Here is a 13,508-nt window from a genome sequence, read left to right as displayed (position 1 = left end):
CGGTGTGGAGCAGGGGAAAAGGTGGAGATAACTTCAAAGCCTTACCTATTGCTATGTAGGAACGGTAGCTTGTGCGATAGTTGCATCGATAAAAGGTGGAGGATTCTTTAATATTTTAAATATGGGACTTCCAACTAATAAAATAGTTGGTCCAGACATAAACTATGTTTGGTTGTTTGCAATCTGGTTTATAATGATTTTCTGTAAGCAGTTTTTTAGTGTGAGTAGTTTAACGGGTGGAGCATATAGATTCTTCTCTGCTAAAGATACTAAGAACGCAAAAAAAGGAGCATTATTAGCATTGGGACTTATGTTGATAGGGCCTTTAGTGTGGTTCTTACCAGTTTGGTATATGTCAGCATTTAATCCAGATGTAACAACTTGGGGATTGTCAACTCTAGGAAAATCTATAACAAATGGTGTTTACTTAGCATTTATAAAGAAAGAGATGCCTGCTGGAATGGCTGGAATTATGATGTCGGGAATCTTCGCAGCGACGATGTCGTCTATGGATTCAGCACTGAATAGAAACGCTGGAATAGTAATCAAAAGTTTCTACTGTCCAATTGTAAATAAAAATGCGACAGAAAAACAGATGATGTCAGTTAGTAAAGTTGTAACATTCTTCTTTGGAGTGATGATAATTTCAATCGCTTTAATATTAAATAAATTTAATAACTTGAGTTTATTTACAATAACTCTTATGATTGGAACACTATTAGATTTACCAATTTTAATCCCGGGATTATTAGGTTATGTTGTGAAGAAGACTCCAGATTGGGCTGGTTGGGCAACGGTATTAGTAGGATTTATGGTTTCATTTGCAGTTATGAAGTTATATAATCCAATTTGGGTAGCTAACACTCTTAATTTAGCAGTTCCGTTTACTGCTAGAGAAGCAAAAGACTTAGAGATTGTTATTGGGCTAGGGGCACAATTGACAATAACTTGTGGGTTCTTTATGTCAACAAAGTTATTCTTTAAAGGATTTAAGTCAAAAGAGAGAGAAGCATCTTATAATAAATTCTTTAATAATATTTCGACAGAGGTTATAGCACCTCAATCAGATGAAAATGAGTTAGATAACACTCAAAGAAGTATTTTAGGAAAATTGATATTTGCATTTGGAATAATACTATCAATGTTAGTGATTATACCTAATCCTACTTTTGGAAGAATAACCCTTCTATTGATTGGATTAACAAATTCGACAATAGGGTATTTCTTAAATAAAGCTAGCACACCAAAAATAAAAAATAAAGTTTCTGTGAGTGAAGTTAGTTCAATTTAAAATAAAAAATTAAGAGGTCTTATCAAAAAGAAGGGGAAAAAACTTTTTGATAGGACCTCTTTCATTGCTTATTAAAACTAAAAATGTTAAACTAATTTAAAATAAAAGTTAAAAAGGAGATTGTTACTGTTGAAAAAAAAGATAAAAAAAGGTGAATTACATCCAAATAATCCACATAAAGGAAGATATGACTTTAAAGTTTTAATAGAGAAACTTCCAGAGTTAAAATTATTTATAACAAAAAATCCTGTGGGAGAGGAAACAATTGATTTTAGTGACAATAGTGCAGTTGTTTGTCTTAATAAAGCTTTAATAAAAAACTATTATAATGTAGATAATTGGGATATACCTGAAGGGTTTTTATGTCCTCCTATTCCAGGAAGAGCTGATTATATTCACTACATAGCAGAGTTGTTATCAAAAAAGAAAAATGTAAAAGTATTAGATATAGGAACAGGTGCGAATTGTATATATCCTATAATCGGAAGTCAATCATATGATTGGAGCTATTTAGCTTCAGATATAGATCCGAAATCGATAGAAAATGCTCAAAAAATTGTTGATTTAAACGATAGTTTAAAAAATAAAATCACTTTAAAACTTCAAAAGGATAAAAATCATATCTTTGTAGGAGTTATTGAAAAAGAAGATAGGTTTGATTTAACAATGTGTAATCCGCCATTTCATTCGTCACTTGAGGAAGCGTTAAAGGCAAATAAAAGAAAAGTTGATAACTTAAATAAAGGCAATAAAGAGATAAAAAAAGGTTTGAACTTTGGTGGACAAAAAGCTGAATTATGGTGTCCTGGTGGAGAGCGTCTTTTCTTAAAAAAAATGGCAAAAGAGAGTGCAATGTTTGCATCTCAAGTATATTATTTTACATCTTTAGTATCAAATAAAGATAATTTAAAACCAACAATAAAAGTTCTTGAAAAATTAGGAGCTAAGTGTAAAGTTTTAGAGATGACTCAGGGTCAAAAGATAAGTAGAGTTTTAGCTTGGACTTTTAGAAAAAATTAAAATAGAAGGAGAAAAATTATGGCAAAAGGATTTGATAAACACCAAGAGAGATTAAATATAGTTTCTGGATTTGGAAAAAATTTAGCTAGAAGATCAAAATCAAAATGTGAACTATGTGAAGCAACAGGAGTTAAACTTTCAGTTTTTGAAGTTCCACCTTCAAAGGATGAACCAGATTATGATAGATGTATATTTTTATGTGAAAATTGCATAGAACTTTTAAAAAAAATAAAAAAATCTAAAGAAAATGATTTTAGATTTTTAAGTGGAGCTATGTGGAGTGAAACACCAATAGTAAAAGTAACGGCAATATATATATTAAATAGCATAAAAGAAAAATACTCATGGGCAGAAGAGTTATTAGAAAATGCATATTTAGATGAAGAGGAAAATGCTTTACTAGAGACTATAAATTTTTAGATTCTAAAAAAGAAACGGATGTTGAGAATAGTAAGAATAGGGTATAAAATTTAAAAGGAGTTAGACCTATGCTTACAGGATTCAAAGTTATTTTTATGTTTCTTTTAGTACCTATGAGTAAAATGAAAAAAATTAACGTAGTTAATTTTTTAAGAAATCCAGACAATAAAGATATAATATATCCAAACGAAACTCTTTATACAGCATACGATAATAAAATAAATTCGTTTTTAATAACAAATACTAGACTAATTGGAGTTTTTAAACTTAGAAATAGAATAAAAATATTTTCAATACCTCTTTTTCAATTGGGAACGTTAGACACATTTAGTTTTAAATTTTTAAAATTAAAAGCAATCTGTATAACTTCATCACCAGGTTATAATTTTTATTGGTTTTTTAATTACGATGTTTCTATGGAGGAGCTATCAAATGAAATTTCTAAAGTGGTAGCTGATGTTCAGATAAGTGGTGGGTCAAAATTAAATAAAATATTTTGAAATAAGGAGGACAATGAAGTATGTCCTCCTTATTTTTAATAGGAATAGATAAAAGCTTTTTCTGTTAAAACTTTAATTTTAGAGTAGTCAATATCTTCGTCTTTTGAAGAGCATCCACCAGAGCTACATCCACCAGAGCTACATCCACCTGAACTACACCCTCCAGAAGAGCATCCACCAGAGCTACATCCGCCACAAGAGTGTTCCTCTTCACCTTTTTCATAATCAGGATTTCTTTTTAAAAAATCCTCATAACTTTCTAAATATCCTTGTTTTGTAAGAGAGGCATAGATATTTTCTAATTCTAATTCATCGATACCAAGATTTTTCATAATAGCACCGTCACTATAAACCATTCCACTTTTTAGAAAATCTAAAACAGCAGTTTCTATTTTATTCATAAATTTTATTCACCTCATTGATTAAGATTAAGAACATTTTAACACAAAAAAAAAGAATTGTTAATTTTTTTGCAAGCATGATATAATTGAATGAAAACCTATAGAATTTAGTTGGAGGGAAAATGGAAGAAAAAGTTTTTGAAACAAAAAAAGATATGGTTGAGTATTCTATAAGAACAGCATATAGAAAAAAGATATGGTCTAAATTCATGAAGGCTATAAAAGATTTTGATTTAATTCAAGATGGGGATAAAATTGCAGTAGGTGTGTCTGGAGGAAAGGATAGCTTACTACTTTCAAAACTATTCCAAGAGTTAAAGAAAGATAGAAGTAAAAATTTTGAGGTAGCATTTATATCTATGAACCCTGGGTTTGGATCGATGGATTTAGAGCAATTTAAAGTAAATTTAGAAGAGTTAGGCATTCCATGTGAAATTTTTGATGCAAATGTATGGGAGATTGCATTCGAGTCATCTCCGGATAGTCCTTGTTTCTTATGTGCAAAGATGAGAAGAGGAGTTCTTTATAATAAAGTTGAGGAATTAGGATATAATAAGTTAGCTTTAGGACATCACTTTGATGATATGGTAGAGACAGCGATGATAAATATGTTTTATGCTGGAACGGTAAAAACGATGATACCTAAGGTAAAATCGACAAGTGGAAAGATGGAGTTAATAAGACCACTAATTTATATAAAAGAGCAAGATATCATTAACTTTACTAAGAAAAATGAAATAGCAGCAATGGCTTGTGGTTGTCCAATTGAATCTGGAAAAGTTGATTCAAAAAGAAAAGAGATTAAGAATCTTTTAGCAACATTAGAAAAAACTAACCCACAAATAAAGCAAAGTATATTTAATTCAATGAAAAATATAAATTTAGATTATGTATTAGGATATGTATCTGAAGAGAAAAAAGGAGAATAGTAAGTGTTAAAGATAGATAATATAAAGGATTTAAATGGATATGTCTTTCAAGCATACACATTTGAGGTACAAGAGGAAAAAGTTTTAGTAATCAATTCAAAAGAGGAAATCAAGATAGAGATTTCATATTCACAAAATAAAATAATAAAACTAATAGATAAGATATATAAACAAACAGGGTTGAAAATTTCATTGAATAGATTAGATGAAAAAGAAATTTTAGCTTTTATTCAAGATAAGGGATTTGAAAAAAGTCTATGGAGTCCAATAGGAAAAGCTATGCACGATTATAATATGATTGAAGAGGGAGATAGAGTAGCTATTGGTATTTCTGGAGGGAAAGATAGTTTAACTGTTTTAAATGCCTTAATAAGAATTCAAAAGATATCAGGAATAAAGTTTGAAATATTTCCAATTCATATCCACCCAGTTGAAGAGGGTGGAAAATATGAAGATATAAAAGAGTATTGTAGAAAATTAGGTACAGAGTTACAAGTTATTGAAACATCTATAGGAGAGAGTATCTTAACAAATGATGAGTTGAAAAATCCATGTTTTATGTGTGCTAGAGTAAGAAGAGGAATTTTATATAAAGCTATGAAAGAGCAAAATATAAATAAACTTGTTTTAGGACATCATAAGGATGATATTGTAGAGACATTCCTATTAAATGTATTATATCAAGGAAATATGGGAGTTATGAAACCAGCTTATGATTCTGAAGAGTATGGACTGAAAGTAATTAGACCCCTTGCATATGTTGAAGAGAAAGAAACTATTAGATATGCAAAGAAATTAGGGTTACCAATACTTCATAATGATTGTCCTTATGAAACGAGCGATAACTCAAAACGTTTAAAAGTTAAAAAAATGATTGAAGAGCTATCTAAAGATAGTCCAAATATAAGAAGTGTTATGCTTCACAGCATAAAAGATCTATTTGCATAAGTAAAGCTTTGATTATTAAAGTTTTATTCTTGACAAATGTTACGTCATAGAATATAATTCTGGTATAAATAGAAATTATTACTAGGAGGTTTATTCTATGACGCCATTAGTTTTTGCAGAACAAAATAGAGAGTTTGTTATAAAAGAGATCAAAGGTAGAGATAAAGATAAGAGTAGACTGACAGAAAAAGGTTTTTGTATTGGAAATAAGATATGTTTACTAAGAGATGATCAAAGTAACTATATCGTTAAAATAAATGAGACAAAGTACGTATTAAATTTTGGGTTGGCAAACAAAATAATAATTGGAAATGAGTAAGATTAAATCACGGGTTATGCCTGTGATTTAAATTTTTCCAAATATACTTTGTGTATCAAAATATATTTATGACTAAATGAGTTGGGAGGCTTGAATGAAGTTAACAGAATTAAAAAGAGGAGAATCAGCAAAAATCGTCAAGATTGGGAAAATTGGCGAATTGAAAAAGAGGTTAGTTGATATGGGAGTAACTAACGGAGAGATTATTAAATTAGAAAGAAATGCACCTTTAGGAGATCCACAAGAATTTATTGTTAAATCAACGAATATCGCTATAAGAAAGCAAGATGCACAAAATATTGAAATAGAGATAGATGGATAGGAGATAGACATGATAAAAATAGCATTTACAGGAAATCCTAATGTTGGGAAATCAGCATTAATAAACGCAATAGCAGGATCTAATTTAAAAGTTGGAAACTGGGCAGGTGTTACAGTAGAGAAAAAGGAAGCTGAGTTTGATTATAAAGGTGAGAGAATTCAGTGTATAGATTTACCAGGAGTATACAGTTTAAGTCCGTATACTTTAGAAGAAACAATTACAAGAGATTTTATAATAAATGAAAAACCAGATGTAATAATAAACATTGTAGATTCAACAAATTTAGAAAGAAATCTATATCTAACAATGCTTTTAAAAGAGTTAGAAAAACCTATGATTATGGCTTTAAATTTCTATGATGAGTTTGAAAAGTTAAATTATAAATTAGATATGAAAAAGTTTACTGATATGATTGAAATGGATGTAGTTATGACATCAGCAACAAAGAGAACAGGACTACAAGAGTTATTAGATAAAGCTTTAGAAGTTGCAAAAGCAAAAAAAGAAAATGTAAAATATAACCTTTTATTTGATAGTTGTTTACAAGAAGCGATAGAAGAGGTTAAGTGTAAAATAAATTGTAATGAAAAGTTAGGAGAAGCTTCTAAAAAATTAGGGGAAGACTTCTTGGCTATAAAATTATTAGAGCAAGATTCGCATGTAATAGAGATTTTAAAGTCAGAATATAGTTATGAATTAGATTCTGAAATAGTGAAAAAGACAAAGCAGTTAGAAGATGACCATGATGAAGATATTGAAACAATATTTGCAGAGGGTAGATACGGAACTGTAAAAGGTATTTTAGCAAAAACGTTTACAACGTCGATAAAATCTAGATTGGATTTTACAGATAAAGTAGATAGAGTTTTATTAAATAAATACTTAGGATTACCAATCTTCTTTTTAATTATAGTTGGCTTAATGGGAACAGTATTCAATGGATCGGCTCCATTAATTGATTGGGTAGATGGATTTGTAAGTGATTACATAGGAAAGTATGTAGGAATGTTAATAGATGAAAATACACCGGATTGGCTAGCATCACTAGTTATGGATGGAATTTTAGGTGGAGTAGGTGGAGTGGTTGTATTCGTTCCATTGATGCTTTATCTGTATTTCTTCTTAGCTATATTAGAAGAGAGTGGATATATGTCTAGAGTTGCTTTCTTAATGGATAAGATAATGACAAAATTAGGATTAAATGGTAAAGCCTTTGTTCCAATGGTTCTTGGATTTGGATGTACTGTACCAGCAATATATGCAACAAGAACTTTAGAAGATGATTCTTCAAGAAGGTTGACAGCTGCAATGGCTCCATTTATGTCTTGTGGAGCAAGACTTCCTGTATACGGACTATTCACAGCTGCATTCTTTGGAGCGAAAGCTGGATTGGTTGTAATGTCACTGTATGTATTAGGAATTGTTGTAGCAATATTAACAGGATTAGTTTTAAAGAATTTTGAGATGTTTAAAGCTGAAGGAAAAGCCTTACTTATAGAGTTACCGCCATATAGAGTACCAAGTTTAAGAGTTATATTAAAATCTACTTTAACTAGAACAGCTTCTTACTTAAAGAAAGCAACAACAATTATTATGGGTATGCTAATGATTTTATGGGCTCTAACGTATTTCCCGAATAATGGAGACACTGCAAACTCTTATATGGCTAAATTTGGAAAAACATTCCAACCTATTTTACAGCCAACAGGTTTTGCTAATAGATGGGAAACAGTAGCGGCTATACCTCCAAGCTTAGCAGCTAAAGAGATTGTTGTAGGATTTATGGCTCAAGTTTTAGTAGTTGATGATATTGCAGGTGAAATTGGAGATGAAGAAGTTGAAGAAACGACATTCTTACAAGATACAGTAGATCAAGTAGCAGGTTTAGGAGTGGCTATTAAGGATTCTGTTGTTGGAATTTTAAGTTTTGATATAGGTGGATTATTCTCAGTGCCGGATGCAGATGAAATCGAGGAAGAGGGAAGCGGAGTTGTGGCAGCAACGAGAGCTTTATGGACAGATGATTTAGCTCCTTTAAGAGCTTATTCATTTATGGTATATATCTTACTAGTGGTTCCTTGTGTAGTAACTTTAGGAGCTATAAAGCAAGAGTTCGGATATAAATTTACAGGATTTGTAGTTGGATTACTTTTAGTTGTACCTTATATAGCTTCAACATTAGTATTCCAAATAGGAAAACTGTTCTTTTAATTCTCTATAATAAGGAGGAAAAATGAAAACATTAATTTTAGTTGGAATAGTTATTGTTATTGGAGCAATAGCTTTAAAGAGTTTATATAAGATGTTTAAAGGTGAGAGTGGTTGTAACTGTTCAAAATCAAAGAATGGAAGTTGCAGCATAAAAGATAAATGTAAACATTAATAAAAAAGGAGTTGCTTATTACTAAAATAGCAGCTCCTTTTCAATTTTTCAATTAAACTTTTTCATTATCTTCTTTTAACCAGTGAACTTTATCAGTTGACGAATCAGGTTCTATATCTACAGTCATCATATTGTAAATAAAGTCATCTAACGGACAAACAAGAACTGCCATAACGACATTATCAGGTAAACCCATTCTAAAACTTTTTAATTTTTGTAGTAGTAAATCGACTTTTGTACCAGAAACAATTAAATGAAAAACAGCTTCTGAACCAGGCCAAACATGATTATTTAAATGTCTGATTCCATGTTCCCAGCTACCTTCAAGCTTAGATTGAATAGTATAATAGTGGAATCCGATAGAGTGTAAAAAGTTTTGAAGATTATTTTTTTGAGAATCATTAATATAGATAACAGTTCTTTTTGCATTTTTTCTATCAATAATCATAAAAAGCCTCCTGTAAAATATTATTAATACTCTATTTACTACATTTTTTAAAAAAAATCAATATCTTAAAATAGTAAAAATTCTTACAGAATAAGAACATGTAAAAAAACAACTCACAAATAAGAAATAAAAAGATAAAAAAAGTACACAAAATTATAAATGTATGTTATAATCTAATGAATGAATATAAAAATATTAAGGAAGTGAATATGGAAAGTATATTAACATTTAAAGATTTAGGTTTAACTGAAAAAACGTTAAAACCTTTAGAAGAAAAAGGGTTCGAAAGACCAAGCCCAATACAAGCATTAACTATACCTGCATTATTAAATGGAGATAAGGATATAATCGGACAAGCTCAAACAGGAACAGGAAAGACAGCTGCATTCTCATTACCTATTTTAGAGAAAATTGAGAAGAGTACAGGTCATGTACAAGCTATAATCTTAGCTCCAACTAGAGAGTTAGCAGTTCAAGTTGCTGAGGAGATGAACTCGCTTGCACACGGAAGAAGACTAAAGATAATTCCAGTTTATGGAGGACAATCATTAGAGCAACAAAAGAGACAACTTAACAGAGGTGTTGATATCGTTGTTGGAACTCCAGGAAGAGTTATGGATTTAATGAACAGACAAGTTTTAAAATTAAATAACATTGATTACTTCATATTAGATGAAGCTGATGAAATGTTAAACATGGGATTCGTAGAAGATATTGAGCAAATCTTAACTCAAACTAACGAAGATAAAAGAATGTTATTCTTCTCTGCTACAATGCCAGCAGAAATCTTAAAAATAGCTAAATCTCACATGGGAGATCATGAAGTATTAGCTGTTAAGAAAAAGGAATTAACTACAAACTTAACTGAGCAAATATATTTCGAAGTAAAAGAGAGAGATAAGTTTGAAGCTTTATGTAGAATAGTTGATATCGAAGCTGACTTCTATGGAATTGTTTTCTGTAGAACTAAAAACGACGTTAATGAATTAGTTGGAAAACTTCAAGATAGAGGATACGACGTTGAAGGTCTTCATGGAGATATCAGTCAAAATCATAGAGAAGTTACTTTAAAGAGATTTAAAAACAAAAACTTAAACATTCTAATAGCAACTGACGTTGCTGCAAGAGGAATTGACGTAAATGACCTTACTCATGTAATCAACTACGCAATACCACAAGAAGCAGAAAGTTATGTTCATAGAATCGGAAGAACTGGAAGAGCAGGAAAGCAAGGAACAGCTATAACGTTCATTACTCCTTCTGAGTACAGAAAACTACTTCAAATTCAAAGAATAACAAAAACTGAAATTAAAAAAGAGCAAGTTCCAGGAGTTAAAGATGTAATCTTAGCTAAGAAAACTAGATTATTCGATAACGTTACTAACTTAATATCAAATGGAGACGCTGAGTCTTACCACGATATGGCAAAAGAGTTATTAAACCAAGAAGCTACTCCAATTGAAATAATTGCAGCAATCTTAAAGAACTGTTACGAAGAGGAATTAGAAGAGACTAACTACTCTGATATCGAAAGTGTTTCTATCGATAAAACAGGTAAAACAAGATTATTCATCGCTCTTGGAAAGAAAGATAAAATGACTCCAAGAAAATTAGTTGATTTAATCTCTAAGAAATCTAAAGTACACGAATCAAAATTAAAAGGTGTAGAAATTTATGAGAACTTCTCATTCGTTTCAGTACCATTTGTTGAAGCTGAAACAATTGTAGATGTATTCCAAAAAGATAGAAAAGGAAGAAAGCCTTTAATCGAAAAAGCAAAGCAATCTAAAAGATAATTAAATAGATTAAAAAAAAGCTGTAACTAGGGAGACCAAGGTGCAGCTTTTTTCAGCATAAAATTGGGAGAGTGTTATGAAGAAAAAGTTTTTAATTTTTTTATTAATTATTTTAACAGGAGTTTTTTCTGTATTTAAATTTTATTCATTAAAAGTTGATGGAAAAAGAGATTATAATATTGCAGTAAATATTAGACCTGGAACTAGTTTGAATAGCGCTTTTAAACAGATAGGTATGGCAGATTCTATTTTTTTTAAAATATTTTTAAAATATGAAAAAAATTCAGGTAAAAATATAAAAGCGGGATTTTATGAATTAAATGGTAAGTACTCGTATAGAGAAATTTTACAAATGATGGAAGAGGGCAGAGTGAAGTATACTATACTGACTATTCCAGAAGGATATTCAATAAAAGAGATTGGAAATCTAATAAAAGAAAGAGGGATAGGCACAGAAGAGGGATTGAAAAAAGCTTTAGAAGGTGTAAAGGATTTTCCATATTTGACACCAAATGGAAACTTTGAAGGATATTTATATCCTGAAACATACTATTTATCTGTGGATACAAATGAAACTGAGTTGGTAAAAGCGATGTTGGGTCAGTTTTTAAAAATATTTCCAGCTGAGAACTATCCAGATAAAAAAGATTTCTATGAAAAATTGATTATGGCTTCAATAATTGAAAGAGAAGCACAGCTAAAAGATGAAAAACCTCTGATGTCTTCAGTTTTTTATAATCGTTTAAAAAAAGGGATGAAGTTGGGATCAGATGCTACAGTGAATTATCTGTATGATTACTCTAAAAGAAGAATGTATTATAAGGATTTAAAAATAGATTCGCCTTACAATACCTATATGTATAGAGGATTACCACCAGGTCCAATTTCAAATCCAGATTATAGTTCTGTGATGGCAGCAATAAATCCTGCAAAAACAGATTATCTATTTTTTGTTGTTACAAGTACAGGGAAACATACATTTACAAAAACATATAAAGAACATTTAGAGGTTCAAAAGAAAAATAAATAGGAGAAAATTATGAATAAGATAGTTTTAGTGGGTATAAATAGTCAATTTATACATACGAATTTAGCAATTAGATATTTAAAAAGTTATGTAGAAAAATATAGTGATTTAAGAATTGAACTTTATGAAAGTAATATAAATAATCAAGTTCACAGTATAATAACAGATTTATTTAACTTAAATGCAGATCATTATATATTCTCAACGTATATTTGGAATAAAGAGTATGTTTTTAGAGTTATTAAAGAGTTAAAAAAAGTTAGGCCAAATATAGTAATAACTCTTGGAGGACCAGAAGTAAGTTATAATGCAGAAGAGTCACTGAGAGAAAATAAAGCGATAGATTACGTTCTTGTTGGAGAGGGAGAAAAAGTACTTCATAACTTTTTAACTTCAGAGAACAAGATGCAAAGAGGAGTTGCTGCATTAGTAAATGATGAGTTTACATATCTAGGTGATGAGTTTCCAATAGAGAATTTAGATGTAATTCCATTTCCTTATACAGAGGAGGAGCTGAAAGAGAATATAAAGATACTTTACTATGAGTCAAGTAGAGGATGTCCTTTTAGTTGTTCATATTGTTTATCTTCTATTGATAAGGGTGTTAGATACTGGTCTTTAGAAAGAGTTAAAAGTGATTTAAAAAAATTCTTAGATTCAGGAGTTGAGTTAGTTAAATTTGTAGATAGAACTTATAATTTGAGAAAAGATAGATATTTAGGAATTTGGGAGTTTTTATTAGAAAACTATAAAGAAAATGTAACATTCCACTTTGAAATAAATGCAAATATATTTGATGATGAAATTATTGAATTTTTAAAAAAGGTTCCAGAGGGATATTTCCAATTTGAGATTGGAGTTCAAAGTATCAATAAAGAAACTATGAATAGCATCAATAGAAGAAATCTTCTTGAAAGATTGAGATATAATATCAAAGCGATTTCGAAAAATGTTCATTTGCATGTGGATCTAATTGCAGGACTTCCTCATGATACATATGAAACATTTAAGGATTCTTTCGATTATGTTTATGAGTTAGATGCTGAAATGATTCAATTAGGATTCTTAAAAATATTAAATGGAACAAAAATTTCAAAAGAGATTGAGGAATATGATTATAAATATATGGAGTTTCCACCTTATGAGATATTATCAAATTGCTTTATAGATTATAGTGAGTTAGTAAAACTTAAAAATCTTGAAAAAATGTTAGATTATTACTACAATTCTGAAAAGTTTAAAAACTCTGTAAAGTATATAATTGATAATCACTATAATAGAGCGTTCACTTTCTTTGAAGAGATTGCAGAATACTATGAAAAAAATGAACTTTTAGGTGTTGGTCATAAGATAGTAGCTATCTTCAATCATCTAGTGAAGTTCTATGAGGAAAAAAACTTTATAGGAAAAGATATTTTTATTGAGTACTTAAAGTTAGATTATCTACTTTTAGGAAAGCCAGGTGCGTATCCAGAGTGGTTTATTTCTAAAAAAGATAAAGATAAATATAATGAGATTGTTATAGAAAAGAATTTTACATCAACAAGAGAAGCGTATAAAAAAACAGAGTTTGAGAAATTTGAATATGATGTTTTAAATCATAAAAAAGATACGGTTGAAATCTTTTTCAATTATTCAAATAAAAAACCAAAACTTGAAACTTTTAGATAAAAATAAGAGGGAAAAGGTTTTGAAAAAGATTCT

General features: G+C 29.7%; 15 protein-coding genes. 13 read left to right on the top strand and 2 right to left on the bottom strand.

Going from position 1 to position 13,508, the window contains the following annotated elements; all coding sequences use genetic code 11:
* The first annotated feature begins 121 nt into the window (after nucleotides 1-121).
* The 4 genes from Q0O83_RS03905 to Q0O83_RS03890 all read left to right on the top strand — a co-directional run bounded on the left by Q0O83_RS03905 (nucleotide 122) and on the right by Q0O83_RS03890 (nucleotide 3,231).
* Nucleotides 122-1,291, top strand: coding sequence for a hypothetical protein (locus tag Q0O83_RS03905; RefSeq protein ID WP_294094341.1), 1,170 nt, complete (start codon nucleotides 122-124; stop codon nucleotides 1,289-1,291).
* A gap of 129 nt (nucleotides 1,292-1,420) precedes the next feature.
* Entirely contained in the window at nucleotides 1,421-2,311 is an 891-nt protein-coding gene (gene rlmF / locus Q0O83_RS03900) for a 23S rRNA (adenine(1618)-N(6))-methyltransferase RlmF (RefSeq protein WP_294094339.1), read from the top strand.
* Between the two features lie 18 nt (nucleotides 2,312-2,329).
* A complete protein-coding gene (locus tag Q0O83_RS03895) occupies nucleotides 2,330-2,731 on the top strand; it encodes a PhnA protein (RefSeq protein WP_294094337.1) in 402 nt (133 codons plus the stop codon).
* Nucleotides 2,732-2,799: 68 nt separating this feature from the next.
* The gene (locus Q0O83_RS03890; protein ID WP_294094335.1) at nucleotides 2,800-3,231 is read left to right on the top strand and encodes a hypothetical protein; all 432 of its coding nucleotides are present in this window, start codon (nucleotides 2,800-2,802) and stop codon (nucleotides 3,229-3,231) included.
* A gap of 35 nt (nucleotides 3,232-3,266) precedes the next feature.
* Here Q0O83_RS03890 and Q0O83_RS03885 read toward each other — a convergent pair whose 3' ends face one another.
* The gene (locus Q0O83_RS03885) at nucleotides 3,267-3,632 is read right to left on the bottom strand and encodes a hypothetical protein (RefSeq protein ID WP_294094334.1); all 366 of its coding nucleotides are present in this window, start codon (nucleotides 3,630-3,632) and stop codon (nucleotides 3,267-3,269) included.
* 122 nt (nucleotides 3,633-3,754) lie between these two features.
* On the opposite strand from Q0O83_RS03885, the gene Q0O83_RS03880 reads away from it, so the two are divergent.
* The 6 genes from Q0O83_RS03880 to Q0O83_RS03855 all read left to right on the top strand — a co-directional run bounded on the left by Q0O83_RS03880 (nucleotide 3,755) and on the right by Q0O83_RS03855 (nucleotide 8,533).
* Nucleotides 3,755-4,561 carry an ATP-binding protein gene (locus Q0O83_RS03880; protein ID WP_294094333.1) on the top strand — a complete coding sequence of 269 codons (807 nt, stop codon included), beginning with the start codon at nucleotides 3,755-3,757 and terminating at the stop codon, nucleotides 4,559-4,561.
* A 3-nt stretch (nucleotides 4,562-4,564) separates the two neighbouring features.
* Nucleotides 4,565-5,509 carry an ATP-binding protein gene (locus Q0O83_RS03875; protein ID WP_294094331.1) on the top strand — a complete coding sequence of 315 codons (945 nt, stop codon included), beginning with the start codon at nucleotides 4,565-4,567 and terminating at the stop codon, nucleotides 5,507-5,509.
* A gap of 97 nt (nucleotides 5,510-5,606) precedes the next feature.
* Nucleotides 5,607-5,828 carry a FeoA family protein gene (locus Q0O83_RS03870; protein ID WP_294094329.1) on the top strand — a complete coding sequence of 74 codons (222 nt, stop codon included), beginning with the start codon at nucleotides 5,607-5,609 and terminating at the stop codon, nucleotides 5,826-5,828.
* 94 nt (nucleotides 5,829-5,922) lie between these two features.
* The gene (locus Q0O83_RS03865) at nucleotides 5,923-6,150 is read left to right on the top strand and encodes a ferrous iron transport protein A (protein ID WP_047394623.1); all 228 of its coding nucleotides are present in this window, start codon (nucleotides 5,923-5,925) and stop codon (nucleotides 6,148-6,150) included.
* 9 nt (nucleotides 6,151-6,159) lie between these two features.
* Nucleotides 6,160-8,361, top strand: a complete 2,202-nt coding sequence (gene feoB / locus Q0O83_RS03860; RefSeq protein WP_294094327.1) for a ferrous iron transport protein B — start codon at nucleotides 6,160-6,162, stop codon at nucleotides 8,359-8,361.
* Nucleotides 8,362-8,383: 22 nt separating this feature from the next.
* A complete protein-coding gene (locus Q0O83_RS03855) occupies nucleotides 8,384-8,533 on the top strand; it encodes a FeoB-associated Cys-rich membrane protein (RefSeq protein ID WP_294094326.1) in 150 nt (49 codons plus the stop codon).
* 52 nt (nucleotides 8,534-8,585) lie between these two features.
* Here Q0O83_RS03855 and Q0O83_RS03850 read toward each other — a convergent pair whose 3' ends face one another.
* A complete protein-coding gene (locus Q0O83_RS03850; protein WP_294094324.1) occupies nucleotides 8,586-8,981 on the bottom strand; it encodes a PG0541 family transporter-associated protein in 396 nt (131 codons plus the stop codon).
* A 209-nt stretch (nucleotides 8,982-9,190) separates the two neighbouring features.
* Here Q0O83_RS03850 and Q0O83_RS03845 point away from each other — a divergent pair, with 209 nt between their 5' ends.
* The 3 genes from Q0O83_RS03845 to Q0O83_RS03835 all read left to right on the top strand — a co-directional run bounded on the left by Q0O83_RS03845 (nucleotide 9,191) and on the right by Q0O83_RS03835 (nucleotide 13,475).
* Nucleotides 9,191-10,777 (top strand): DEAD/DEAH box helicase, encoded by a 1,587-nt coding sequence (locus Q0O83_RS03845; protein ID WP_294094322.1) that lies wholly within the window; start codon nucleotides 9,191-9,193, stop codon nucleotides 10,775-10,777.
* A 76-nt stretch (nucleotides 10,778-10,853) separates the two neighbouring features.
* The gene (mltG, locus tag Q0O83_RS03840) at nucleotides 10,854-11,807 is read left to right on the top strand and encodes an endolytic transglycosylase MltG (protein ID WP_294094321.1); all 954 of its coding nucleotides are present in this window, start codon (nucleotides 10,854-10,856) and stop codon (nucleotides 11,805-11,807) included.
* 9 nt (nucleotides 11,808-11,816) lie between these two features.
* Nucleotides 11,817-13,475 carry a B12-binding domain-containing radical SAM protein gene (locus tag Q0O83_RS03835; protein ID WP_294094319.1) on the top strand — a complete coding sequence of 553 codons (1,659 nt, stop codon included), beginning with the start codon at nucleotides 11,817-11,819 and terminating at the stop codon, nucleotides 13,473-13,475.
* The last annotated feature ends 33 nt before the right edge of the window (nucleotides 13,476-13,508 follow it).

It is taken from the genome of uncultured Cetobacterium sp. (genome assembly GCF_945952365.1).
Taxonomy (GTDB): domain Bacteria; phylum Fusobacteriota; class Fusobacteriia; order Fusobacteriales; family Fusobacteriaceae; genus Cetobacterium_A.
Note: the sequence above shows the minus strand (reverse complement) of the source record. Positions and strands in the feature narration are given on the sequence as shown.